We start from the raw sequence: 26,465 nt of genomic DNA on the forward strand, positions 1-26,465 counted from the left end.
CACCGGTGGTGACCATTCCGGAAGCTGCGGACGGTGTAAATGCTGACGAGCTAAAAGACGGCGTACAGACACAAGTGACTGTACCGGGAGGCAGTGCGGCAGGTGACACACTGACACTCACTATAACTAAACCAGATGGATCAACCGATACTGTTGAACACACACTGACTGCAGATGAAGTGGCGGCAGGTAAAGCCGATGTGACAATCCCCGCAGATAAAGTGACAGCAGACGGTAATTATTCTGTTACCGCAGAAATTACTGATCCGGCGGGTAATACCAGTGGTCAGGGTAAACCTACGGACTTTATGGTTGATACGCAAATCCCAGGCGATACAGACGGTGATGGTGTGGTGGATACAACACCGGTAGTGACTATTCCAGAAGCTACGGACGGGGTAAATGCTGACGAGCTAAAAGATGGCGTACAGACCGAAGTGACTGTACCGGGGGGGAGTGCGACAGGTGACACACTGACACTCACTATTACTAAACCAGACGGCTCAACCGACACCGTTGAACACACACTGACTGCAGATGAAGTGACGGCAGGTAAAGCCGATGTGACTATTCCTGCAGATAAAGCAACTCCGGATGGTAATTATTCTGTTAAAGCAGAAATTACAGATCCCGCAGGTAACACGAGTGGTGAAGGTAAAGCAACGGACTTCACTGTAGATACCGTTGCCCCATCTACCCCTGTATTAAATGCTGAGGATAATGGCTCTGTTTCTGTTGAACTGCCAGGGGATGCCAACAAAGGCGATACGGTAGAAATTACCTTTGAAGATGAAAAAGGGGATAAACAGACTGTAACAATGGAGAAAGGGGATAATGGTTGGACATCTAGTGATCCTAATTTGATCCCAGACAGTCAGGGCAATAACACCGCTATTCCATCTGATAATGTAAAAGATAACAGTGAAGTAACCGCAATAGCTAAAGATCCAAGCGGTAATGAAAGTGCTCCAGCAACAGCAACGTCCAAAACAGATGTGCTACCGACAGTGAGTATTAGTGTTGATACAACATCAGTAAATGACAATGGAGATAAGATTAGTGCTGATGCTTCTGTTTCGGGTGAAATAACAGAAGTTCCTGCAACAATAGAGGACAAGGATGATACTACCGGATTAGTATATACCGTTGCTCTAGATTATGTTGCAGCACAGGATGTGACCGTAACCATAACCTTAACAAATGATGCAGGTCATGCAAGTGCGCCGGATTATTCAACGCTTGCAGGCTCTCAGCATGATGGGAAAATCGCCCTACATGGGGACACTGGTAAAGTAACCTATGATGGAGCTTCAACTGTAACGGTTGTTATTCCTGCTGGATCTAAGAGTGTTTCATTTATAGTTGATCCAACAATGGAAGCTAACCAAAATGCATTTAATGCTGAAGGTATGGAGAAAGTTGTTGCAACCATTACGGGAACATCTAATAACGCTACCGCTGTAACTGATACAGTAAATAATGCAGGTGCTTCTGCTACGGGGGTTATTTATGATGGCAACTCTATTTCATTACGTAATCTGGACGGCGATTTTACACTGAAGTATTCATTATCCTCATCGGTGGCTGAAAATGGGGACTTTGGATATACCATCGGAGTTGATAGCGGTAAAAAAGATCCTAAGCTAACGACAGATTACAATGATACGATTTATGTTGGTTATTATCAGGATGGTAGCGAAACTTCATCATACAGCAATCTTGCTAACTCGCAGGATAATGGACCTGATGGCACAAAAACAGATGGTAATCAAAGTATTACAACTGTTGATTTAGGTGCTGGTGATGACCTGATGGTGATCCGCGGTAATATGTTAACCAATACACGAGTCTATGCTGGTGAAGGTAATGATACCTTTACTATGGACGGCATGAATACAGCGTTACGTTCTATGTATGCTGGTAGTTATCTCTTTATGGAATCTGGTAATGATACCGTTACGATTAAACGTACAGGGGTAACCAATGCTGGTCAAATCTATCTTGGCTCAGGTAGTGATACCTTTACTCAAGGTGATGCCAATGATCAAAATAATACCGAATTGTCCGGTTTATTAGATCTGGGTAGTGGTACTCAAGATAAGTCAAATATGCCAAATGAGTATCTTTCTGTTTATCAGGATGGCAGTAATTTAAGCTTAGGTAATGACAATAACATTGATGCGGTCACAGATGTTAATACTGTCACTATTTATGGTTCTGTCTCCGGTGAAATTTTAGGTGGATATGGTAGTGATAATATCACTATCACTAAAAATCTGACTGGTAATGTTTCTGTTGGTGATAATACAGACACTCTAACTGCTGGGTGGATTTATGGTGGTGCCACTGTTTCTATGGGGGATGGCAATGATACGGTTACTGTCACTGAAGGTGCGTATAACACAACTATTTCACTAGGGGCAGGAGATGATGTGTTTGATGCTACTGCTGGTGTTATGGGGGATTCTGTTAGCGCGACATTAGTGAATGGTGAAGATGGCAATGACACCATAAAATTAGGCACAATTGGTAAAAATCTGACAGTTGATGCGGGTGCTGGCGATGATACTGTGATTTTGACAAAAGATTATGATCCTTCACCTATAGGTAATCAGGGATATATTAATGGGGGAGAGGGAACTGATACTTTAGTCTTATCAGGTACGATTACGGTAAATATGGCCACTAAGACTGATGAAGGTATTGCTAATTTCGAAAAAGTCGATATGACGGTTAACAGTGAGTTGAAAGTGGACAATAGCTCTCAGACTATTAAGTTAACCGCATCTGATGTGTTGGGAATGAATGCAAATTCAACGATTTATATTTCCGGTGATGCTAATGATAAGGTGGATTTAGGTGCCGATGGTGCTGGAGGTTTAGGTACATTTACAGCTACTGCCACTACAACAAAAGCAACCGCATTAGATGGTACTGAACATACTTACACTCTTTATAGCAGTGCAAGTGGTGCTAATGTCTATATTGATAATAATATTATCGATAATGGAGGTGTTATTTAATTATCTGTTGTAATTAAATCTAAGGCTGCTCTTTCGGGCAGCCTTATTATCTAATCATAAAACTTTTATATTTAGATTATATTTTCTTATTAGAGGTAATATCTGTGTTTTCTATAAATAAACTCAAAATAATAACGTTTGTTATTTTAGGAGGTGTATTATTTAATTCACATGCAAACTCTTTAAAGTATATATTAAATAATTCATTAAATAATGCACCGGAGTTATTAGAAGCTAAAGCTGATATAGATATAGCCGTTGCAAAAGTTAATCAGACTAGAGCTCAACATTTTCCCGTAATAAGCGTAACTGGAAATAAATTATTAGGACAATATCATAGAGATAAAAGCGACTATGACAATAATAGTTTTATTCCAGGGTTACGAGGTGAATTAAATATCTATTCTTTCGGTGGAATAGAAAATGATGTTGAACGTAATGAAAAAGAACAACTCTATTATCAATTTAAATATAGCGAAACGAAAGAAAATGTCGCTTACACCATATCAGATCTCTATTTAAAAGCATTGTTAGCTAAAGAATCTATTGCGGTAAAGAAAAAAAGTTTAGATAGACATAATAAGATTATATCTGAATTAAATGTGATAGCCCGTAATGATGAAGGGCGTGTTTCTGAATATGTTCAGGCAGAAGCAAGAAAAATATTAGTAGAACAAGATATTAACTATTATGAAAAAGAATTAATGACAACGTTAAGTACGTTATCAAAATATACGGGTTTCCCCGTTGGTGAAAGCGATCTTGTCAATCCTTTTGATGGAATGACGGTCAGTGATATGTATAGCGAATTCACTGCGGAAAATAATAATCAAAATCCAGCTTATCTCGTGAGTCAGGCTGATATCGATGCTAAAAAAATGGGCGTTAAAGTAGAAAATAAAAAACAATTACCAAGAATTAATTTAACTGGAAATATAACTAAAGATGATCGTCAGATAGGCATTGATGTGACATGGGACATTATTAATTTTTCATCATTATATTCTATTGATGAAAAAGTAAGTCAATTAAACGCGGCACAACAGAGAATGGAGAGAGTGATTAGAGATATTGAAGAAGCAAGACGTTTATCAGTAATTAATATCCAAAAAAGTACTCAAAAATTGAAGATATTAGATGCACAAATTTTATCATCGACAAAAGTAGTCGATTTTTATCAATTGCAATTTAATGTTGCACGCCGTTCTTTGTTAGATGTTTTGAATGCAGAAAAAGAGTTATCTGATGTTGAATTATCTTATGCCACGACATTGAGTGATCTTAGGTACGGGATGCTTGATTATTTGTATGCACAAGGAAAACTTTCGCACTGGGCACTTAATTCACACACTCACTAATAAATTAAGGTAAATATTGTAGTTATGAAATTGATCATAGAAGGTCTTTCTCTTACAACCCAGTTATTAGGCACACATTTATCTGTGGCTACACTGACTGCACATACAATCCGTACTACAAAGATGGGAATTGATTTTTCATCACTGGTTGAATATCTGAAAAGTGAAGGATTTGAAAATACATTATCACAACGATTATTAGATGATATTCCCTCTCTAGCTATGCCAGTATTATTATTATTAAAAAATGAAGAGAGTGCTGTTTTAACCGAAGTTTCATTTGATGAAACTGGACAACGTAAATATAAAATTCAGCAAGTAGATGGTTTATCTATATGGTTAACACAATCTGAATTAAGTGAAAAATATTTAGGTTATTGCTGGTTCATTAAGCCACGTATTACAGAAGATGTTCGTTCAGAATTGCCTGAATATACGATGCCTAAAGCATGGTTTTTTAAAGTTATATGGCGCTTTAAAAAGTATTACTATCAAATCATTCTTGCTACTTTTGTTATTAATTTTTTGGCACTTGTTAGTTCATTATATGTCATGAATGTTTATGACAGAGTAATACCTAATAAGTCATATCAAACACTCTGGGTTTTAAGTATCGGGGTAATTATTGCAATATTATTTGAATTTACAGCTAAAATGCTCCGAGGCCGGTTAACTGATATTGCTGGTAAGAAAGCTGATTTAATTATCAGTTCTGCTTTATTTAGAAAGGTCACAAATCTTAAGTTACAGGAAAAACCTATATCATCTGGCTCCTATGTTAATAATTTACGAGATTTTGAATCTGTCCGTGATTTTATGACGAGCGCGAGTTTATTAACATTAGTTGATATGCCTTTTTTAATTTTATTTGTATCTGTAATTGCGCTTGTTGGAGGCTATTTAGCTTTTGTGCCACTTACTATAATTCCACTGGTTATTATTGTCGGACTTTTAGCTCAGATCCCTTTATCCAAATATATTAATGAATCGATGAAGGAATCATCTCAAAGGCAAGGATTAGCTGTAGAAGCGATTGAAGGCATAGAAACATTAAAAACGAATAATGCCATGAATTGGGCGCAAAAGCGTTGGGATTATTACACAGCAAAAACAGCATCTTCATCAATGAAAGTTAAAAACATCAGTAATTTTGTTATTTATTTTGCAGTAATGATGCAACAGTTAAATACGATATTTTTAGTTATTATTGGTACTTATTTGATTCATAGCGATGATCCTGCAAGTAAAATTACAATGGGGGCGTTAATCGCAACGGTTATTTTATCTGGTAGAGCGTTATCACCATTAGGACAGATTGCGGGTTTAGCTGTGCGCTTTCAACAGGCTTGGGTCGCATTAAAAGGTGTTAATGGCATTGTTGAGCGACCATCAGAACGTGAACCAGCTAGGAAATATATTACGTTAAAACAAATAAATGGAAATATAAAATTCCAAAATGTTTCATTTGCTTATAACCAAGATAGTAGCAGTGTAGTGAAAAATTTATCATTTGAAATAAAGTCAGGTGAAAAAGTTGGAATACTTGGGCGTATTGGCAGTGGTAAATCAACGACTTTAAAATTAGCAGCTGGATTATATCCTGCAGAGCAAGGGAGTATCACACTAGATGATGTCGATATTCGCCAAATAGATCCTCATTATTTGCGTAATCAGATTTTGTTATTAGAACAAGAGCCAAGGTTATTTTTAGGTAGTTTAAGAGAAAATCTTGATTTAGCCCGTATGGATGGCTTCTCTAGTGATCAAGATTTGATTGTGGCACTGAAGCGGTTTGGTTTGGATAAAGTTATTAAAAAACATCCTAGGGGATTAGATATGTCCTTGGGAGAAAATGGGTTAGGTCTTTCTGGTGGACAAAAACAAATTGTTGCTTTGGCTAGAATGACGTTGAGAAATCCCAAAATTGTTTTACTTGATGAACCAACAACGGGGCTTGATCAATATTCAGAAATTCAGGCATTAAATGCCATTTCAGCATGGTGTCGCTCAAAGACATTATTGGTTGTTACTCATCGACCTCAGGTACTGAGTATTGTCAATCGAATAATTGTTGTTGATAACGGCAAAGTTGTGATGGATGGTCCCAGAGATGCGGTTTTACAGCAGTTAGCTAAAAATGAAACAGAAAAACAAATAACTGCTCACTCAAAAAACCAAAATAGATAAGTAAGATTGGGAATGTGAAATGAATGAACTAAATAAAAAACACCTGATGCCTTCAAGTCATACTAAAGAGGTTCTTTCTAATAAGGACTTAGCACTTCTAAATGACTTGCATGCAGCACTTCAGAATGAAAAACATCATAAAAGTTTTATGATGATCACAATATTGCTGATCTTTATGATTATTTTCGTTATTTGGGCATGGAATAGTAATCTTGAAGAGGTAACTCGTGGTCAAGGCAGTATTATTCCTAGCAGTCGCGAGCAGATAATCCAAACATTGGATGCTGGCATATTAAAAAGTATGCAAGTTAAAGAAGGGGATATAGTTGAAAAAGGTCAAGTATTATTAACGCTAGATGATACTCGAACATCGGCTATCTTAAGAGAAAGTGAAGCAAAAGTTGCTAATCTAGAAGCAATACGAGCACGACTTAAAGCGGAGGCTTATTCTACTGAGCTTAGCTTTCCAGAAGGTTTATCAACAGAATTAGTAACTCGTGAAACAACAGTATACAAGATACGTAAAGACGCATTGAAATCAGGAATAGACAATTTACAACAAAGTAAAGCATTGTTAGACCGAGAAATTTCTATCACTAAGCCAATAGTTGCACAAGGTGCAATGTCTGCTGTGGAATTATTAAGAATGGAGAGGCAATCAGCCGATATTCAATTACAAATAGATGAAAAGAAAAATAAATATTTAACTGAAGCTGGGGCTGAATTAGTTAAAACAGAAGCGGAATTAGCTCAAGCAAGGGAAAATATGGCAGGGCGAGCTGATCCTGTTGAACGTGCTTTAATACGTGCACCATTAAGAGGTATTGTGAAAAATATCCGTATTAATACAGTTGGTGGAGTAATTTCAGCAGGGCAGGATATAATGGAAATTGTTCCTTTAGAAGAGCAGTTATTAGTTGAAGCTTATATTAGTCCTCGAGATGTGGCCTATGTACGTGCTGGTATGCCTGCATTAGTAAAATTGACTGCTTATGATTATGCGATTTATGGTGGGTTAGAAGGCGTCGTGACTTTGGTAAGCCCAGATACATTGCATGATCAAAAAAGACCTAGTGATTTAAAACTTAATCAAGATGAAGCTTTTTATCGCGTATTGGTCACAACTCAAAGTAGTCATCTTACGGATAAAAATGGAAAAGAGCTTCCTGTTATTCCGGGTATGATCGCCAGTGTTGATATTAAAACAGGTGAGAAAACGGTTTTCCAATATTTGATCAAACCTATAACAAGAATGAAGCAGGCATTACAAGAGCGGTAATAATTTTTGAGGTCATAACTATCATAGAAGCAGTTATGACCTGTTATCAAGCTATTACCTATATACTATTTATTAAATAAGAAGATTTTACATGGATGTTTAAAGTTGAGTTTTAGTATATATTTTCTCTCACGAAACAGTTTTTAATTCAATATATTATTTAGATGATGATATATTTATCATTTGAATATATTAATCTAATTTTCTGTTATAAATAATAGTTAACTATTAGTTAATTATAAACTCAGTATATTAAGTATAGAGATATTAAATTATTCTATTTTTAGTAATTTCTAGTTCATGTTGAGGAATATCAAACACCTGCGCCATAAAAATAGAGATAAATATATCTAGTGGCTGATTAGAGCAGGTTAGTTTTGCTTGCATTATTGCTCCTTGCCAACCCATCCAGAAAAAAATAGCCATTTGTCTACAATCAATGTTTTTAGATATAAACTTATATTTTTGTGCTTCTAGAAGATAATTTTCTACCTTTTTCTGCCATCCAGAAATCACATTATTCAGTATTTTATAATAGCTAATGGGTAAATTAACAATGTCTTGTATGAGATTACCTACTAAGCATCCTCGTTGCCAATGATACTTTTCCATTTCTGATTTTATCATGTGACAAAATGCTAATAGTCTTTTGGGGAAAGGTAATGCAGTATAAGACAAATAGTTATCTAGTTGCTTAGAAATAAAGTTGTCATAATGTTGGATGACGACTAAACCAAATTTTTCTTTACTACCAAAGTAATAATAAAATGATCCTTTCGGGATACCAACTTTTTCTAATATCTTACAAATGTCTGAACTGATATAGCCTTTTTCAGAAAACATTTCTATACCACTTTGAATAACTATATTTTTTACATCTGTATTAGGACTATGATTTTTGGGGGGACGTCCTCGTTTCGGTTTGGTGATTTCTGATATCATCATTTTGCTATCTCCACGACAGGGGAGCATACAGGTAGCTTATTAAGTACCTGTCAATGCTGATTATTTTGTTGTGAGAAAAGTTCCTCCCGCTGGAATTTTATGCGGGAGGAATATAACGAATAGCGTGTGTTATTTTGTCATTAGGTCTTGGTTTTGTTTCATTTCAAATCGTGGAGAGACAAAACCATATAGTGTCCATCCCAAGAATGTGGCTAATGCCCCCCACATTACAGCGTCTTCACCAGATGAATACAGAGCATAGAAACTATAAATAGCCCCAATAAATGCGATGATATTACTGGTTCTCGCTTTATGAGGTTCCACTTTGGCGACTTTTTGTAAAATAATCATTGCCGCCATAGAAAGGATGTAAGGAATAATATTAGTCACAACTGCTAGATTGACGAGTACATTAAACTGTTTATTTAGTGATGGGCTGATGGTCATCAGTGACAGTGCAGATTGAATAACAACAATAACTAACATTCCTTTTACCGGGGCATCAGCTTTGCTAACTGCAGAAAATATTTTTGGAAAATAACCAGAATCCGATGACGCCTTAAATACTTGTGCGATGGTGAACTGCCAGCCAAGTAAAGATCCACAACAAGACATAATCATTAGCGCCGTAATGATTTTCCCAACACCTGGGGTAAACATTTGGGAGAAGGCTAAGCCAAATGGCGCGGTAGAGTTTGCCAGATCCATATTTGGCACAATACCTGCGATAACATTTGTTGATACGATATAAATAACGGCTGCACCTAATGTGCCACCTAATACAGCAATAGGAACATTCTTTTCAGGATTTTCAACCGCTTCACTATTGGCACAAGCTGATTCCATACCTAAAAATGCCCATAAGGTCATGGCAATAGAAGAGCCTACGGCTTCAAAGAATGGAAAATTATGTGGATTCCAAGAGTTAATGTATTGTTCAGGATTGAACCACCACCAGCCAATAATTGAAATACCCACAACAGGGATGATCACCCACCAGACAGTGATGCTGCTTATTTGTCCGGTGATCCGCGCACCACCAAAATTTGCTATTGTACAGATCCACAATACAACAATCGTTGCAATACAAATACCTAACGGAGTCATTGTCGCATCCATCAGTTCGGCACCATAACCCACAGCAGAAATTGCGATAGCGACATTGGCAATTAACAGGGAAATACCATAGGTATAATTGGCCATAAAATTCCCCGATTTGCCAAAGGCATACTCGGCATACCCTCCCATTCCTCCGCTACGACGGCTAAACATACCGCATTTAGCAAATGCATAGGCCAGAGCCATAGAGCCGACTGCAGTGACAATCCAAGATAAAATAGAAATGGTTCCTACTTCGGCTAGTTTGGTCGGTAGCATAATAATACCGGAACCCATCATATTCACCGCAGTTAATATAGTGAGTTGCAATACACTCATTTTATTTTTTGAAGTACTCATCGTTTTACTCTCCGGCTGACGGAGCATGCTTATTCACACTCCGTCACGCATAAATTAATTAACTCAGTGCTTAATTACATAGCCATATGCCCGCAAACGACCGTCCTCATCATTGCGGATATATACACCTTGTAATTCCGGTGAGAATCCCGGGAATAGATTAATTCCTTCTTCTAGCGCTAGAAAATATTGCTGTACAGAGCCACCCCAAATTTCCCCTGGCACTACACACAGTACTCCTGGTGGATAAGGTAGAGCACCTTCGGCGGCGATACGGCCTTCAATTTTTTCCACGGCAACTAACTCCACCTCGCCACGCACAAAAGCGATATTGGCTTCTTGAGGTAACATACTGACTTGTGGGAAATGTGATTTACGGAACATCTCTTTTTGCAGTTGTTTTACATTAAATTTCACATACATATCATGCATTTCTTGGCACAATTGACGGATGGTGTATCCTTGATAACGTGTTTGGTTGGCATGATATACTGATGGAAGTACCTCTTTCAGTGGGGCATCTTGTTCCAGTAATTGTTCAAAGCGAGCAATTTGTGCGACCAGATGCTGCATTTTCGCCATGCTTTCTGCAGGCGTTAGCAGGAATAATATGGAGTTAAGATCGCATTTTTCAGGAATAATGTTATTTTCACGTAGATAGTTCGCCAAAATGGTGGCAGGAACACCAAATGATTCATATTTTCCTGTTTTGGCATTAATACCTGGGGTGGTTAGTAGTAATTTACATGGATCAACAAAGTATTGATTTTCTTCATATCCCTCAAATGAGTGCCAGCGCTCTCCCGGAACAAAATTAAAGAATCGGAGATCATTGGCAATTTCATCAGTATCAAAATCTTCCCATGCACGGCCATCGATAGTTTCTGGAATAAACGGGCGAATATGTTTACAGGATTGCAGGAGTAATTTACGGGTTTCAATCCCTGTTTTTACGCAATTCATCCATAAACGTTTACCTGACTCACCTTCATGCATTTTGGCATTCACATCCAAAGCTGCAAATAATGGGTAGAATGGACTAGTTGAGGCATGCATCATAAAGGCGTTATTGAGACGTTTATGATTTACATAGCGTTTTTGACCTTTAATATGGCGATCTTTTTTGTGGATCTGTGAGGTTTGAGAGAATCCCGCTTGTTGTTTATGTACAGATTGTGTAACTAAGATCCCCGGATCGTTTTCATTCAGTTCAAGTAGAAGTGGAGAACAATCTTTCATCATTGGAATAAACTGTTCATAGCCCACCCACGCGGAGTCAAATAAAATGTAGTCACATAAATGTCCGATTTTATCGACTACCTGACGTGCGTTATATATTGTTCCGTCATAGGTACCTAATTGGATAACGGCTAGGCGGAAAGGGCGCTTTTCATTTGCACGTGTAGGGGCGACTTCTTTGATGAGTTCACGAAGATATTTTTCTTCAAAACAGTGAGCATCAATCCCACCGATAAACCCAAATGGGTTACGTGCAGCTTCAAGATAAACAGGCGTTGCTCCTGCTTGAATTAATGCTCCGTGATGGTTTGATTTATGATTATTACGATCAAATAATACTAGGTCATCTGGTGCCAATAAGGCATTAAGAACGACTTTATTGGAGGAAGATGTACCATTAAGAACGAAATAAGTTTTATCGGCATTAAAGACTTTTGCTGCATGTTGTTGTGCGGCACATGGGGCACCTTCGTGGATCAGCAGATCACCCATAGAAACATCGGCATTACATAAATCAGAGCGGAATAAGTTTTCACCAAAATACTCGACAAATTGGTTACCTAGAGGATGACGGCGGAAAAATTCACCTCCTTGATGCCCAGGACAATCAAAAGCTGAATTTCCTTGTTCAACGTATTTTTTTAAGCTGCCGAAAAAAGGAGGTAATAGACTCTCTTCATATTTTAACGCTGCAGTTTCTAGTTGTTTATTATATAACTCACTATTTTTTTTATTTAAATCAATTACACCAGTTAATCGATTAATAATATTAGCAGGGATAACTTCATCTTTATTAATAACGGCAAAAATAGGCTGTTCAAAGCTATTTTGTTCAATTAAATTAAGCTTTCCATTCTGAATGTCATTAAGTGAAATAATAATCACGGCAACATCAGAAAAATCAGTATGTAGAATATCGACACATTCACGGTGGGTTGAAATATAGTCAGACATATCGTAGCTGACCGCTATTTTATAACTTTTCATTTTTAATACCTTTTTTTTGGTAAAAAATTCCCGCTGAAATATTAAGTAAAAATATTTCAGTTTTTTTATTTTTATAAATGCGAGTTTTTTCCCTCGATAGAGTGTCGAGTTATAAAAATCACGTTTATATTTATGTCATCACGTATAAAAATAATGTATAGAATGATGGTTTTTATAATTTTAGTAATATGTTTTTAGCAAAATCACCAATAATAAGAACTAATTAACTGCACATTACTATGCATAAAAACCAGGAATATGAATGATCAATAAGAATCCATTATAGTCACATAAAATGTGATTTATAATGGTAAAGAGGTTGACTATCCATACGCTGGTAATATGCAAACCACGTGATGGATGCCAATAGAGAGATTATCTTTGAGCGTTGAAAAGATTAAAATCAAAACATGAACGATGTGAAAACATCATTATATGTGTAATACGTCTTATATGTGGCCAAAATCGATTATTATTTTCCATTTTCGCATCCGTTAATTATTAAGACCTATATAACAACTATAAATTAATATAATTAAACACCCGAATTATACTGTGATATAGATCAAAATATATCATTTTAAGAATAGTTTTGTCTTTAATTAATATGTTGCTTGTTAATTATTTGTTGTTTTGTTTTTAATAAGAGAACTTATAATTAATATAGTCGCTAAGTCTATATTATGAATAGCAATATAATAAATATAAAATATTTTCATTATGAATGTATAGGGTTGGTTGTTTGTATAAATATAATAAATGTTTTTTATTTTGCTTATAAAACTAGTGATAATTGGTGGTCTGATAGCGTTCTTGCTAATCAGTGAATTTAAAAAATTATATGTCACAGTTAAATACATCATCAACACCATTGCCTGCATCACTAAAAAAGCGTGGCTTTTTTACCATATTATTGTGGGATATACCTTGGCAGATTATTGGTTTCACTTTTGTTTAGTTTGGTATTGGAATATATCGGTATTTTCTTCTTTTGGGAGAAAGAGGGAGCGCAACATAGTTACCAAATTATGCTGATTGAACGAACTTATTTTGCTGAGAGTTTTACACAAAGTATATTTGTATTCTCACCAGTGATAACAACAATTTATTGGATCACTGATTTTTCACAAGGGATACAGGATAATTTGCTGAAGATGCCATTATTCGCTATAAAAACGGGTAATGGTGTTACTGATGGGATTAATGTAGGAGCAATAAAAGCGTTCCAAATAGGAGAACAATATTTACTGGCAACATTCTTTGTTTTACAAATAGTGATAATGCGAGTCACTATTCTCGTGCTATCAATTCCATTATTTATCTTAGTGATAATAGTCGCCGTTGTTGATGGTTTGGTCAGACGTGATTTACGTCGATATGGTGCAGCTTATGAATCTAGTTTTGTTTATCATCATGCTAAGCGAATAATCAAGCCCGCAATTTATATCCTCTGTGTATTGTATTTATCATTGCCATTTGCAGTTTATCCGAATTTCTTGTTGTTGCCTTCTATCTTTTTGATAGGGATAGCTATTTCTGTGACAATAGGGTGTTTTAAAAAGTATTTGTAGGGATTATTCCTTTTTATTAATTAAGATTAAGATGCGATGGAGTTGCTGATGCCTGAGTTAACAATACGAGAGTGTGGTGAGGAGGCAATTAGATTAACTAATGAGTTATTTCAACAGTCTGAGCAATCTTTTATGGCATATTTATTAAATGAATCAGACTTAGCATGGTGTATTGCAAGTACTAGAAATTTTCCGCCAGAGAGGCAACTTCCTTGGGATCACGCAGGACAAACATTTCAAAATGATAATGGATTTAGCTTTTGTTTTAAGTTTTTAGATATGCAAAATAGGCCTGCTGGAGCCTGCATTTGTGAATATTGCTCTGATAATGTATTGAATATTGAAATGATTCAGAACTTTCAAATTAAACCATCTATTCTTGATGGAAATACGCTTAAGTTTATGCTTTATACCATAGTGTTTTTTCTGTTACTGACACAAGGGACGGGTGTACGGCTCATGTTTCCTATAAATGAAAGTGTTGCAACATACTATGTTGAAAAACATGGTTTTCAGGATTTAACTGGTGATGGTTCAAAAGAAATACTTTACCGCTCAGCAGAAGATTTATTAAATTGGTTTGAGCAAAATAACCGCTCAGTTGATAGTGAGTGATTTATGAGCGATACTATAATGCAATCAACATGGCAAACTAAGGAGTTGGGTATGGTAACCAGAAAAGGAAAATCTGTTACGCCTGAGTCTTCGTTTTTCCAAACGCCACACATTATTCAGACTAGAGAAGATGGAAGTACTGTTAGTACTGTTTGTAGTCGTAGTGGAAAAGAAGTGACCTTTGTTACTCCAAAAGGAAAAAGGATCAGAGCATCACAGAATGAAGTTTTTAATGCTTTATTGAAATCTATAAAATCAGTAAATCATTCATAAAATAAATAGTTATTGGATACAGAAAAAGAGAGTTTAGACTCTCTTTTTGCATATCTATGGTGTAGCTAGTGGTTTTAATTACAAAATTAATTTCTGATTACTCAAGCTCTTGATATTTTCTTACGGCAACAATGTGTGTTGAAGGATTAGCGACTGCCTAATTGATCTGCTTTAATCAAACAAGACACTTTAATAATGGAATATAATTTAACTATTGAAGTGTTGAATGAAAAAACGAACAAACCGAGTTTATACTCTTGAGTTTAAGCAAGAAGCGGTCGCATTAGTCTCAAAACAAGGTTATAGCGTCCCAAAAGCGGCAGCTTCTTTAGGGATCACCGATAAATTACTTTATAACTGGAAAGCAAAATTCGACGCTGAGCAATCCGGTAGTAGCTTGAATTCCGATGAGAGAGCTGAACTATTAAGGTTTCGAAAAGAAAATAAAGAACTTAGGATGGAGAAAGAAATCCTAAAAAAAGCAGCGCCCTCCAGCTAAAGGAAACCAAGTAACGTTTAAAACGATTAAGCAATTATCTTCTCAGTTTCCCGTGCAGAAGCTCTGTAAGTTAATGAAAATAAGTCGTTCTGCCTACTACGCTTGGCTTAAACGCCCAGCAAAATTGATCACCGCAGAACCAAAGCTATCTTTGAACAGAGTCGAAATAGCTTAGGTTACATAACGTGACATAAACGGTTATGCAAAGAGGGCTTTAGCGTGAGTGCTTATGGCGTTCAAAAGCTAATGGCTCAGCTTGGCCTAGTCGTCACTCAGCGTGTTGCTTACAAAGTCACCACAAAACGCAAACACAGTGATGCGGTAGTCGATAATTTGTTAAATCAAAATGTTAATCTTCACGCACCTAACGAAGTGCGGGCGGGTGATGTGACCTATTTAAAAACAGGGGAGGGCTGGGTGTATTTAGTCATCGTGATGGACTTATACTCATGCCGTATTGTGGGTTGGCACATCGATAAACGAATGACGGCAGATTTAGTTGTGCAGAACAATTAGGGCATGCCAGTATTACATCGACATTAGAATACATTGATGAAAGTGTTGATAACTTGCGAGATATACTTGAAGCGGAATTGATGTGATAAGAATAACAGGAGGAGTATCTAGATTTGACAGTGATTAGGAAAGAAAGTAAAAGTGACAAATAAAAAAAAACAGCCTTGGTATGAGCAAGACTGTTTAGTTTAAGAGTTTTAACATAAAGTGACTGTGCCAAATTATATTATTTTTCAACTCTTGTTTGCCCTCTCAGTGATTTAACTCACTGACGAACAAAAGAAATATGGTGCCCGGACTCGGAATCGAACCAAGGACACGGGGATTTTCAATCCCCTGCTCTACCGACTGAGCTATCCGGGCAACGGGGCGTATTAAACCCGATCTCACCGTCTTCGTCAACGTTATTTATCACAAAACTGTTCAATCGCTGTTTTTTTAATCTCATTGATTAATAAAAGACTCTTTTTTTCACAAAATGAGTAAAAAGAGTACTGAAGTGATTTTTGTTGTCGCAGAGCAATAAAGAAAAAATGTAGCGAAGTGAACAAAAGTAGGGCACTGATAACAAAAAAAGCTTACCCAAATTGATTGGGTAAGCTTTATTTTTAAACATAATAATGGTTAACGATAGTTACGTTGTGCGGTGCTTACCTTTTCAAGATAACGCCGTGATTGGTCGGCCGGATGTTTATTGCGCAATGTCGTATAAACTTCCGTTGGCGCTAAGTTATTAATCATCGCGGCTGCTTTTTTCTTATCACTGTGGAAGATGCGTAAGACACTACCCGCACCACCATTATAAGCCTGTATCACCGCATAGCGACGAGAAACGGGATCTTTAATGTCACCTAAGTAGCTATTTTGTAATATCGAGATATACGCTGTACCAACATCGATATTATTTGCCGGATCAAATAAGTAACTGCGACTTGGCTGCCCTGATTTACCTTGCATACGAAATACATCTCGTCCGGCTGTTGCTGGCATAATTTGCATTAAACCTAGTGCATCTGAGCTACTTACCGCATAGGGGTTGAAGCTGGATTCAATTTGCATAATGGCAAGGATCAGTGAAGGTTCAACACCATACTTGGCCGCGGCTTGTTGTACATAAGGTAAATATTTATGTGCACGTTTATCTAAGTGGTTAGGTACTAAGTTAATAGTGACATACCAAATAGTGTTCAGCCCTGATTGACGTTTTTGTAATTTATTGGCAATTAGATAATCTGCAAATTTATTTGCTCGCCACTCCCAGCGTATAGGCTGCCCTGTATTATCAAGTACTTGTCCTAATAAAAAAGGCTCTGTACTGTGGGGAATATTATTTACATCAGAGTAGAGGTCGATAGAGCCGGGATCTTCTCCCATAAGCAATGTCGTGACAATCGCTTTATGTAATTGGAATTGAGGCGCGTCACCCCCTAGGGTTTCAATAGTGATAGTACCCGCTTCAAAATTAATATGGCTACGAGTTCTATAAGCGTCCGTATATTTTACGTAGTCTTTAGGGCCTGCGATTAATACTTCCTGCATTCCCCAAATCATCTCGATATTATTGGCAAATTGTCCCATTAATATATCGAATGCATTGGTGTCTTTGCTGTAATCAGGCTCAAAAGTTTTAGTGGGTTTACTACTACATGAGATGAGTAGAGGGGCGATAATCAGCAAGAGAAGGATTTTTTTCATGGTCTATTGCATCGCTCTGGTGAATAAAACTCCAGAGCCGTAATGGCTCTGGAAAATGGATATTATTTTTCAGGTGGTGTGTAGCCGTCAATATGAACATCGTGGCCTTCAAATAAAAATCTTACCATCTCTTGTTCTAATAATTTGCGATCGTCAGGATTCATTGTGTTGAGTTTTTTCTCATTGATAAGCATGGTTTGCTTTGCCATCCATTGACCCCAAGCTTCTTTAGAAATCTCATTGAAAATGCGTTTTCCAAGCTCTCCTGGATATAACTGAAAATCAAGTCCATCCGCTTCTTTATTTAGGAAAGTACAAAAAATAGTTCTACTCATAATAAATCCTCAAATATCGCCGGTATTAGCTTAGGCTAATTGTCTTAGTAAATTCTCTACAGGTGCCGCAAGCCCTACGCTTGCCGGGGTTTGTAAGTTATACCAAAGTCCTTGTTGCGCCTCCATCAGAGAGGTAAACGTGGAGAGTTTTACGCAAATTGGTACTATATCTAAATGAAAATGGCTAAAAGTATGTCTAAATGAAATTAATTGCTCAGTTTTGTTATTTTCAAGAGCATGTTCAGCTAGCCACTGTTCTAAAAGCATTTTTGTTTCAAACTGAGGAAAGGCGAACAGTCCTCCCCATATTCCTGCTGGTGGTCTTTTATCTAACCAGACCAGATTATCATATTGTAAAATAAGAAAATAAGTTGTTTTTTCCGGAATAGCCTTTTTAGGTTTTTTCCCCGGATAATCCGCCCAACTATGGTGAGCATAAGCAATACAACCTGTATTTAAAGGGCAAAGTTCGCATTTTGGTTTTGTTCGCGTACAAACCATTGCCCCTAAATCCATCATTGCTTGATTAAAATATTCAACCCCTTTGGTTGGGGTGACTTGTTCACTGATTTCCCATAATTTATTTTCAACTTCTTTTTTACCCGGCCAACCTTCTACAGCATAACAACGCGCTAAAACACGTTTTACATTGCCATCAAGAATAGGGTAAGGCTTTTTTAGTGATAGCGATAAAATAGCCCCTGCTGTAGAGCGTCCCACACCCGGTAAAGCACAAACGTCCTCAAAGGTATCAGGAAACTGTCCTTGATGCTTATCTACAATGTGTTGTGCCGCCTTATGTAAGTTTCTGGCGCGGGCGTAATAACCTAAACCCGTCCATAAATGTAGCACCTCATCAAGTGGCGCTTTCGCTAATGCGCTAACATTCGGAAAACGCGCAATAAAACGCTCAAAATAAGGGATCACCGTGGCAACTTGAGTTTGTTGTAACATCACCTCAGATAACCAAACGTGATAAGGCGTTTTTTCTTGTTGCCAAGGTAATGTTTTGCGCCCGTATTTGTGATACCAGTCGAGTACGACTTGCGAGAACTGCTGTGCTTCCATCATATTTTATTTTTAACTCAGATCTGTATAAGGGTAAGATTGCACCACAGAGAGCATAAACTGTAAACACCCTTAATATTTATCTTATAGAGTGATGCTTATATAGGTGACTCTTGCTAAAATTGGCTATCTTTGGATAATGTCGCTTAAATGTATACTATAACGACATTATAACGTTATTAAGTTAATAATTGGCCTAACGACTGACAGTATTAGACATGATCAAGAATGTAATTTCTCCGGAATTCAATGAAGAAGGGCGTGCTTTACGACGCGTTCGTAGTTTTGTTCGCCGACAAGGCCGTTTAACTCCTCGTCAGGAACAAGCATTAGAAAAGCAATGGCCTATCTTTGGCATTGAATATCAACCGGAACCTATCGACTTCAGTCAGGTTTTTGGACGTAACGCCCCTGTTGTTTTAGAAATTGGTTTTGGAATGGGCGCTTCGTTGGTGACTATGGCAAAAAATTCGCCAGAAAATAATTACTTTGGTATTGAGGTACATGCCCCCGGTGTAGGTGCTTGCCTTGCCAGTGCACAAGAAGAGAATATCTCAAATCTGCGAGTTATGTGTCATGATGCGATAGAAGTACTCAATCACATGATCCCAGATAATAGTTTACAGATGGTTCAGTTGTTTTTTCCTGATCCATGGCACAAAGCGCGTCATAATAAACGTCGTATTGTGCAAGTACCATTTGCAGAGTTAATTTTAACTAAATTAGCGCCAAACGGTGTTTTCCATATGGCAACAGATTGGGAACCCTATGCAGAACATATGCTTGAAGTTATGACAAGTGTTGATGGATATCAGAACTTATCAGAAACTCAGGATTATGTACCACGACCAGAAACACGCCCCGTGACTAAGTTTGAACAACGCGGTCATCGTTTAGGGCATGGAGTATGGGATCTTATGTTTAAGAGGGTAAAATAATGGCTAAACAACGTAGTCGCCGTTTACGCAAAAAAATGCGTATCGATGAATTTCAGGAATTAGGTTTTTCAGTTAAATGGACGTTCCCAGAAAATACCCCTATTGAGGAGGTCGACAGCTTTGTTGATGACTTTATCCTTAATGTGATAGAGCCAAATGGGCTGGCATTTGATGCGAGTGGTTATCTGAGTTGGGAAGGCCTGATCTGTCTACAAAAAATTGGCAAATGTACCGAAGAGCATCGTCAATTAGTAGAAAACTACTTAAAAGAAAAAAATATGCAAGATGTACAGACCTCTGAACTATTTGACGTTTGGTGGGACTAATAAAAAGTTATACATTTTTAGCAAATAATCACAAGGGCATCCAACAGGATGCCCTTGTCTGTCTAGGGAATCAGCTGTGACTACAACGTTATCTAACGCATTATTGTCAGATATATTGCAACAAATTCGTCCTTTAATTGGGCAAGGAAAAGTAGCAGATTATATTCCTGCTCTCGCTCAAGTACCTGCTAATCAACTGGCTATGGCCGTGTATACAGTTGATGGTGAGCTTTATCAAGCGGGTATGGCCGATAAACGTTTCTCTATTCAGTCTATATCAAAAGTACTTAGCTTAACCCTTGCGTTAACACGTTATGATGAAAGCGAGATTTGGCAACGAGTAGGCAAAGAGCCTTCAGGATTACCTTTTAATTCGTTAATTCAGTTAGAAATGGAAAAAGGGCTACCACGTAATCCTTTTATCAATGCTGGAGCGATAGTGATTACGGATATGTTGCAATCGCGATTAAGTGCGCCAAAACAGAGAATGTTAGAAGTTATTCGTGCACTGACGAATACAGCTGATATTTGCTATAACACCGTTGTGGCAAAATCAGAGATGGAACATTTAAGTCGCAATGCTGCCATTGCCTATCTGATGAAATCGTTTGATAATTTTGATAATGATGTTATCACCGTATTAGAAACCTATTTTCACTATTGCTCGATTGAAATGAGTTGTGTAGAGCTTGTTCGTTGTTTTAGCTACTTAGCGAATCAAGGAATATGTGTTGGAAGTAAAAATCAGATTATTACGCCAAGACAAGCCCGACAAATAAATGCGTTAATGTTAACTTGTGGTATGTATGATGGTGCGGGAGAGTTTGCTTTCCGTATCGGTATTCCCGGTAAGTCTGGGGTGGGAGGCGGTATTATTGCTGTGGTTCCTGATGCCTTTACCGTAGCAGTATGGTCACCAGAATTGGATAAATCTGGTAACTCATTGGCGGGGTGTGCTGCCCTTGAATTATTAGCAAACAAAGTAGGGCGCTCAATATTTTAAGTGGCTGTAGACGCCAATAATGCGAATGTTAGGTAAAAAAGTAGTTCAATACGCTTCTAGGAGAGCGATTATGGGATTTAAAAAGTTGGTCGTTGCATTGGTTTTTGTCGCAAGTTCAGCCACTGCTGCACCCAGTTTTGACTGTGCTGTCACGCCAAAAGATGATTTACGTATTACACCTGAATTTGTTGAAGTGACCGGCTCTAATGGTTTACTTGTTATTTATCCCGATGGCACGTTACTGCGCGATGAAAAGAGCGTCACACTAACCCCTGAGCAACAAGCTATTGCGAAAAAATATCAAGCGACAGTTAGGCAAGATATTCCTTGGTTAAGAAAAGAGACGGGAATTAAATTACAAGAGTCAAGAAAAGTACTGGATAAAGTTGTTATTGAAGCCTTTGGGCAAGATAGCCGTATTTTAAAGCGCTTAAGTGACTTAGAAAAAAATCTTAATCAACAAATGGATACTGTTATTTCGCTCAAGCCTGATAATGTCACATTCCATGCTCAAGCGATTAAACAGGTCGAAACCAAAGGGCGAGAAATAATTGAGAGTAGCCTTGGGGGGATGTTGCAAGATAGCATTAATGAATTAGGACAAAAACAATTACTAGCTGCTGCGAGTGGTGATAGGAAAAAAGCCTTAAGTGGATTATTAGGTAATCTTGATGGTTTTCAGCAAATCATCGAAAAAGAGTGGAAGCAACAAGAAGCTTCATTTAATCAATTTGGGCAGCAGGCGTGTAATAAAATCACCCAAATGGAAAACCAACGTGTCGAATTGATAAATTCACTAAACAAATAGCCTTATCCTTACAGTAAATAAGAGTTATAGATTGTTGATTCACAATAGTTGAAAATAACAATGAAAATCATTCTTATTCAATTGACATGTAAAGTAAGCTGTTTAGAATGCCCTGCTTAAGTATTCCACTTAAACAGGGCTAAATTCATGAAAAAGATCCTTGCGTTAGTTACTGCCTCTCTTCTGTCAGTTAGTAGTTTTTCTGCATTAAGTAATACCTCAGTTACATACCAGCCTAATCAAATTGTTGAACAGCAAAATGATAAAGTTGTTATCAAGCACTTATTAGGTGAAACCGCAGTATCTAAAAATCCGTCTAAGGTTGTACTATTTGATTTTGGTCTATATGACTCTTTAGTTGCATTAGGTTTAGCGGATAAAGTGGTTGGTTTACCATTAGGAAATGCACCTGAATATATTAAAGGACGTATTGCGAATGATGTGGCTAATGTTGGGGGAATGAAAGCCCCTGATTTTGAGAAACTCGCTGAGCTTAAACCTGATTTAATTATTATTACCGGTCGTCAAGGCGCTTCTTATGAGAAACTCACAAACATTGCCCCCACGATTAATTTAGGCGCAAATAGTGCGAATTATCTTGATTCAGTGGAAGCGAATATTCAATTAATAGGTGAATTATTTGATAAGCAACAAGCTACTCAAGCACTATTAGCAACATTGAATACAGTGATTGAACAAGCTCAGAAAAAAGCGGCAGGATCAGATAAAAAAATGTTGGTCTTACTGCACAATGCAGGCAATTTAATGCCCAATAACCAAAGCGTGATTTACGATGTGGTTAAAGCGAAGAAAGCAGAATTACCACCTGTTGCTGAAGAAGAGAAAGGCAAACGTCGCGTGGTTACTTCTGAAATGATCGCCAAAGTAAATCCGGATGTTATTTTTATTATCGATCGCAGTGAAGCCATTGGTGCCGGTAAATTAGAGAAAGCCACTTTTGAAAATGATGAAGTGAAAACAACTTCTGCTTATAAAAATGGTGGTATTGTTTATCTGCAATCTGATCTTTGGTATCTCTCTGGTGGTGGATTAGAAAGTCTTACTCAGCAAATTGAAGCGGTGCAAAGTGCACTTTAAAATCAGTGATAGTGGTTATAAGCGCCGATAAATAAATTATGCCCATAGTGTAAATGAACAGTATGGGCATTTGCTTATTAACGAAATAAGTGAATTTTCGTATTAAAGAAAGAGTTCAAGTAATGAATTAAGAAACAGTTTACCGTGGGGCGTTATCTGCCAATGGGTTTCTGTTTCACTGATATAACCTAATGCGAGTGCTTCATCGATTTGCCTACGGATAGTCTCTTGTGCAAGCCCCGTGTAGTCGCTAAAATCTTGCCGAGGAAAAGCTTCTAATAACCGAAAACGGTTCATAAAAAATTCAAATGGACGGTCATCATTATCAACCCAATTTTGCTGGTGAAGATAACGTCCTGCCATAAAACCTTTAGGATGTTTGGTTTTTACCGTTCTCATAATTCGGCCATCGGCAAAACTTATTTTTCCATGAGCACCACAGCCAATACCTAAATAATCCCCAAAACGCCAATAGTTTAGGTTATGTTGACATTGAAAACCTGGCTTACAATAAGCCGATGTTTCATATTGTTGATATCCTGCTGCGGTAAGTAATTTGTCACCTTCAGAAAAAATATCCCATAACATATCATCATCAGGTAATTTAGGCGGACGGGAGCCAAATTGTGTATTGGGTTCAATAGTTAATTGATACCAAGAAAGATGTGGGGGAGATAAAGCGATTGCTTGTTGTAGATCTGAAAGTGCTTGAGATAATGATTGGTCAGGTAAGCCATGCATTAAATCAAGATTAAAGCTACGTAAGCCTAACTCTTTTGCTAGTCTCGCGGCATTTTTAGCTTCATCGGCATCATGAATGCGCCCTAAGCGGATCAGTTTATCATTACCAAAACTTTGTACACCAATGGATATACGGTTAATTCCCGCACGTTGAAAACCGGCAAATCGTTCAGCTTCAACCGTACCAGGATTGGCTTCCATCGTAATTTCAGCATCAGGAGCAACGGCTATGCGCTCTTTTACGCCATACAGTAAATCAGCCATTGATTCAGCACTTAATAGGCTTGGCGTGCCACCACCAATAAAGATAGTTTGCACTTCACGAGAGCCAACATGAGTAAGATCAGCATCTAAATCATTGAGCAGATGTTGCACATATTCCTGATGTGGAACTTCGCCTTTTAAGGTGTGAGAATTAAAATCACAATAAGGGCATTTTTGTACACACCAAGGAATATGAATATACAAACTTAATGGTGGTAACTTAAGCATTCTTAAGTGCATCCAACATTAGTTTTAGTGCTTTACCACGGTGAGAGTATTGATTTTTTTGCTCTCTGGTTAACTGTGCCGCAGTGCAATTTAGCTCAGGGATAAAGAAAATAGGATCATAACCAAATCCACCATCACCTTGCATTTCTTGAGTTAACACACCTTGCCAAATACCATGGAAAATTAGCGGAGTGGGATCGTTTTCATGGCGTAGATAAACTAACACACAGTTAAACTGAGCTTGACGTTTCTCTGCGGGAACATCTTTCATTGCTTCGAGTAATTTATCTACATTTTGCTGATCGGTTGCCTCAATACCAGCATAACGAGCAGAGTAAATGCCCGGAGCACCACCTAATGCATCAACCGAGATCCCTGAATCATCAGCTATGGCCGGTAAACCTGTTACTTTGGCAGCATGACGCGCCTTAATTAGTGCGTTTTCTACAAAAGTAAGACCTGTTTCTTCAACTGAGCCAACACCTAGCTCAGTTTGTGCGACAATATCTAAACCAAAATCAGCGAGTAATGAGGCTAACTCTGTTACTTTACCGGGGTTTCCAGTAGCAAGAACCACTTTTTGCATATTATCTTCCTTAGTAAAGTGTCATGTTGATTAGCCACTGTAAAACATCTACACGTAAATAATTAAGGGCATAAAGGATCAGGATAACAATCATGGCTGAGAAATCTAATCCTCCCATTGCCGGAATAACACGGCGAATAGGGGCCATTAAAGGCTCAGTTAATTGGAAGAGCAGATGATCGATAGGATTACGTCCTTGACTGACCCAACTGAGAATTGCACGGATGATAATCATCCAAAAAATAATCTTACCTGCTGCGGTGAGTAATTCAATAAATGCGAAGGGTAGGACTAAAGAAAACGGAATAGCACCACCTGCTCCGGATAAGTAAGAAGGGAGGATAATTTCTAATAACACTAAAACATATGCCAAGATGACCGAAGCTGTATCAATAGAGCCAATAGAGGGGATAATTCTTCTTAATGGACGCACAACAGGTTGGGTAATTTTAACCACAAATTGTGAAAACGGATTATAAAAATCAGCTCTTACACATTGCATCCATACACGAAGTAGTAGCACGGAAATATAGAGTTGAATAAGAGTCAGAATGACGAAATTTAAAAAGTTCATTAGTTGGCCCTGATGAAATTAAAACTGTTTTTCCATTTCTTGCGCTCGTTTAATCGCCGCTTGCATCGCTAAAGCAACATTCTCAGGTAATTTACCTGCATAGAATTGTGCCAATGCTGCAGCTGTTGTGCCACCTTTTGACGTTACTTGTTCACGTAATGTTGAAAAAGGTAAGCTATTTTGTTTTTCAGCTAATGCAGTAGAGCCACTGGCTGCTTGTTGTACAATAGCTCTTGCTACGTCGGCTGAAAAACCTAAGCGCTCGGCTTCTTGTTGCATAGATTCCATAAACAAGAAGAAATAAGCAGGCGCACTACCCGCAACGGCGATAATATCATTGATAGCTGATTCTTGCTCTACCCAAACCGTCGTACCGACACTTTTCATTAACGCATCAGCAAATTGTTTATCTTCAGGGGTAATAGTGTTTTGAGCAAACATACCGCTTAACCCTTTGCCAACCAGTGCTGGGGTATTTGGCATGATGCGGATCAGTCGTAGCGAAGTGGCTAAATAATCATTATAACGAGAAGCTGGAATACCCGCGGCAATGGTTAGCACTAATTTTTGACTAAAATCGATATGTTGTAATGGCTTACAAACTTCAGCCATCATTTGTGGTTTGACGGCTAATACGATGACATCGGCATTTTCAACAGCACTGATGTTGTCGCAAGTACTCTGTATGGCAAACTCTTTTTCTAAAGGCTCACGTCGAACCTCAGAAGGTGAACTTACCGTAATGTTTTTTGCGGGATAACCACCATTAACCAGTCCTGCAATAATAGCGTGTGCCATATTTCCGGCACCAATAAAAGCGATATTGCGATGTTCCATACTAATTTAACCTC

At 37.7% G+C, this 26,465-nt stretch carries 24 protein-coding genes, 1 tRNA gene and 1 pseudogene; 14 read left to right on the forward strand and 12 right to left on the reverse strand.

Translation table 11 applies throughout. The features are described 5' to 3' along the window. The 4 genes from HMPREF3129_RS19080 to HMPREF3129_RS17495 form a co-directional block, all read left to right on the forward strand. The coding region (locus HMPREF3129_RS19080) for a beta strand repeat-containing protein (RefSeq protein ID WP_254668264.1) at positions 1–3,023 on the forward strand (3,023 nt) is incomplete at its 5' end. Between the two features lie 104 nt (positions 3,024–3,127). Beyond that, positions 3,128–4,381 carry a TolC family protein gene (locus tag HMPREF3129_RS17485; protein WP_001985440.1) on the forward strand — a complete coding sequence of 418 codons (1,254 nt, stop codon included), beginning with the start codon at positions 3,128–3,130 and terminating at the stop codon, positions 4,379–4,381. A gap of 24 nt (positions 4,382–4,405) precedes the next feature. After that, positions 4,406–6,568: a type I secretion system permease/ATPase gene (locus tag HMPREF3129_RS17490; protein ID WP_036919896.1), complete on the forward strand. Its 2,163-nt coding sequence runs from the start codon at positions 4,406–4,408 to the stop codon at positions 6,566–6,568. Positions 6,569–6,587: 19 nt separating this feature from the next. Then, entirely contained in the window at positions 6,588–7,847 is a 1,260-nt protein-coding gene (locus HMPREF3129_RS17495) for an HlyD family type I secretion periplasmic adaptor subunit (protein ID WP_070487159.1), read from the forward strand. A gap of 267 nt (positions 7,848–8,114) precedes the next feature. Here the strand turns inward: HMPREF3129_RS17495 and HMPREF3129_RS17500 are convergent, their stop codons facing one another. From HMPREF3129_RS17500 to speFL, 4 genes are all read right to left on the reverse strand, one after another. Beyond that, a complete protein-coding gene (locus tag HMPREF3129_RS17500; protein WP_083297159.1) occupies positions 8,115–8,792 on the reverse strand; it encodes a TetR/AcrR family transcriptional regulator in 678 nt (225 codons plus the stop codon). 129 nt (positions 8,793–8,921) lie between these two features. Continuing rightward, on the reverse strand, positions 8,922–10,250 hold the full coding sequence (potE, locus tag HMPREF3129_RS17505) for a putrescine-ornithine antiporter (RefSeq protein WP_070487160.1): 1,329 nt from the start codon (positions 10,248–10,250) through the stop codon (positions 8,922–8,924). Positions 10,251–10,313: 63 nt separating this feature from the next. Beyond that, positions 10,314–12,476 carry an ornithine decarboxylase SpeF gene (gene speF / locus HMPREF3129_RS17510; protein ID WP_004244853.1) on the reverse strand — a complete coding sequence of 721 codons (2,163 nt, stop codon included), beginning with the start codon at positions 12,474–12,476 and terminating at the stop codon, positions 10,314–10,316. Positions 12,477–12,851: 375 nt separating this feature from the next. Continuing rightward, a complete protein-coding gene (gene speFL / locus HMPREF3129_RS18575; protein ID WP_107034653.1) occupies positions 12,852–12,959 on the reverse strand; it encodes a leader peptide SpeFL in 108 nt (35 codons plus the stop codon). A gap of 358 nt (positions 12,960–13,317) precedes the next feature. Between speFL and HMPREF3129_RS17515 the strand changes: the two are divergent. The 5 genes and pseudogenes from HMPREF3129_RS17515 to HMPREF3129_RS17535 all read left to right on the forward strand — a co-directional run bounded on the left by HMPREF3129_RS17515 (position 13,318) and on the right by HMPREF3129_RS17535 (position 15,950). Next, a pseudogene (locus tag HMPREF3129_RS17515) lies at positions 13,318–14,047 on the forward strand (TIGR03747 family integrating conjugative element membrane protein). Positions 14,048–14,095: 48 nt separating this feature from the next. Beyond that, entirely contained in the window at positions 14,096–14,662 is a 567-nt protein-coding gene (locus tag HMPREF3129_RS17520; protein ID WP_004247372.1) for a hypothetical protein, read from the forward strand. Between the two features lie 51 nt (positions 14,663–14,713). Continuing rightward, the gene (locus HMPREF3129_RS17525; protein WP_239668683.1) at positions 14,714–14,935 is read left to right on the forward strand and encodes a hypothetical protein; all 222 of its coding nucleotides are present in this window, start codon (positions 14,714–14,716) and stop codon (positions 14,933–14,935) included. A 226-nt stretch (positions 14,936–15,161) separates the two neighbouring features. Further along, the gene (locus tag HMPREF3129_RS17530) at positions 15,162–15,434 is read left to right on the forward strand and encodes a transposase (protein WP_036905867.1); all 273 of its coding nucleotides are present in this window, start codon (positions 15,162–15,164) and stop codon (positions 15,432–15,434) included. Positions 15,435–15,653: 219 nt separating this feature from the next. Next, complete coding sequence (locus tag HMPREF3129_RS17535) at positions 15,654–15,950, forward strand: DDE-type integrase/transposase/recombinase (RefSeq protein ID WP_080749538.1); 297 nt, start codon at positions 15,654–15,656, stop codon at positions 15,948–15,950. A 287-nt stretch (positions 15,951–16,237) separates the two neighbouring features. On the opposite strand, the gene HMPREF3129_RS17540 is transcribed toward HMPREF3129_RS17535, so the two are convergent. From HMPREF3129_RS17540 to mutY, 4 genes are all read right to left on the reverse strand, one after another. Then, positions 16,238–16,313 (reverse strand) — tRNA-Phe (locus HMPREF3129_RS17540). A gap of 261 nt (positions 16,314–16,574) precedes the next feature. Next, complete coding sequence (gene mltC, locus HMPREF3129_RS17545) at positions 16,575–17,645, reverse strand: membrane-bound lytic murein transglycosylase MltC (RefSeq protein WP_004244838.1); 1,071 nt, start codon at positions 17,643–17,645, stop codon at positions 16,575–16,577. 62 nt (positions 17,646–17,707) lie between these two features. Continuing rightward, complete coding sequence (locus tag HMPREF3129_RS17550; protein ID WP_004244837.1) at positions 17,708–17,980, reverse strand: oxidative damage protection protein; 273 nt, start codon at positions 17,978–17,980, stop codon at positions 17,708–17,710. Positions 17,981–18,010: 30 nt separating this feature from the next. Beyond that, positions 18,011–19,051: an A/G-specific adenine glycosylase gene (mutY, locus tag HMPREF3129_RS17555; RefSeq protein ID WP_036919900.1), complete on the reverse strand. Its 1,041-nt coding sequence runs from the start codon at positions 19,049–19,051 to the stop codon at positions 18,011–18,013. Between the two features lie 215 nt (positions 19,052–19,266). On the opposite strand from mutY, the gene trmB reads away from it, so the two are divergent. The 5 genes from trmB to HMPREF3129_RS17580 all read left to right on the forward strand — a co-directional run bounded on the left by trmB (position 19,267) and on the right by HMPREF3129_RS17580 (position 23,221). Then, positions 19,267–19,986, forward strand: a complete 720-nt coding sequence (gene trmB / locus HMPREF3129_RS17560) for a tRNA (guanosine(46)-N7)-methyltransferase TrmB (RefSeq protein WP_004244835.1) — start codon at positions 19,267–19,269, stop codon at positions 19,984–19,986. After that, complete coding sequence (locus HMPREF3129_RS17565; protein ID WP_004244834.1) at positions 19,986–20,312, forward strand: YggL family protein; 327 nt, start codon at positions 19,986–19,988, stop codon at positions 20,310–20,312. The genes trmB and HMPREF3129_RS17565 overlap by 1 nt, the downstream gene beginning before the upstream one ends. A gap of 76 nt (positions 20,313–20,388) precedes the next feature. Then, positions 20,389–21,315, forward strand: coding sequence for a glutaminase B (glsB, locus tag HMPREF3129_RS17570; protein WP_012367555.1), 927 nt, complete (start codon positions 20,389–20,391; stop codon positions 21,313–21,315). Between the two features lie 70 nt (positions 21,316–21,385). Continuing rightward, positions 21,386–22,123: a YggN family protein gene (locus HMPREF3129_RS17575; protein WP_017827576.1), complete on the forward strand. Its 738-nt coding sequence runs from the start codon at positions 21,386–21,388 to the stop codon at positions 22,121–22,123. Between the two features lie 147 nt (positions 22,124–22,270). After that, the gene (locus HMPREF3129_RS17580) at positions 22,271–23,221 is read left to right on the forward strand and encodes a siderophore ABC transporter substrate-binding protein (RefSeq protein WP_070487161.1); all 951 of its coding nucleotides are present in this window, start codon (positions 22,271–22,273) and stop codon (positions 23,219–23,221) included. Positions 23,222–23,323: 102 nt separating this feature from the next. Here HMPREF3129_RS17580 and hemW read toward each other — a convergent pair whose 3' ends face one another. From hemW to proC, 4 genes are read right to left on the reverse strand one after another with little or no spacing between them, the layout of a single operon-like run. Continuing rightward, positions 23,324–24,454, reverse strand: coding sequence for a radical SAM family heme chaperone HemW (gene hemW, locus HMPREF3129_RS17585; RefSeq protein ID WP_004244830.1), 1,131 nt, complete (start codon positions 24,452–24,454; stop codon positions 23,324–23,326). Beyond that, entirely contained in the window at positions 24,447–25,040 is a 594-nt protein-coding gene (locus HMPREF3129_RS17590) for an XTP/dITP diphosphatase (protein WP_004244829.1), read from the reverse strand. Before HMPREF3129_RS17590 ends, hemW begins: the two co-directional genes overlap by 8 nt. A 10-nt stretch (positions 25,041–25,050) precedes the next feature. Continuing rightward, positions 25,051–25,614 (reverse strand): YggT family protein, encoded by a 564-nt coding sequence (locus HMPREF3129_RS17595; protein WP_004247379.1) that lies wholly within the window; start codon positions 25,612–25,614, stop codon positions 25,051–25,053. 18 nt (positions 25,615–25,632) lie between these two features. Further along, positions 25,633–26,451: a pyrroline-5-carboxylate reductase gene (proC, locus tag HMPREF3129_RS17600; RefSeq protein ID WP_004252280.1), complete on the reverse strand. Its 819-nt coding sequence runs from the start codon at positions 26,449–26,451 to the stop codon at positions 25,633–25,635. Between the last annotated feature and the right edge of the window lie 14 nt (positions 26,452–26,465).

The organism is Proteus sp. HMSC14B05 (genome assembly GCF_001808035.1).
Taxonomy (GTDB): domain Bacteria; phylum Pseudomonadota; class Gammaproteobacteria; order Enterobacterales; family Enterobacteriaceae; genus Proteus; species Proteus mirabilis.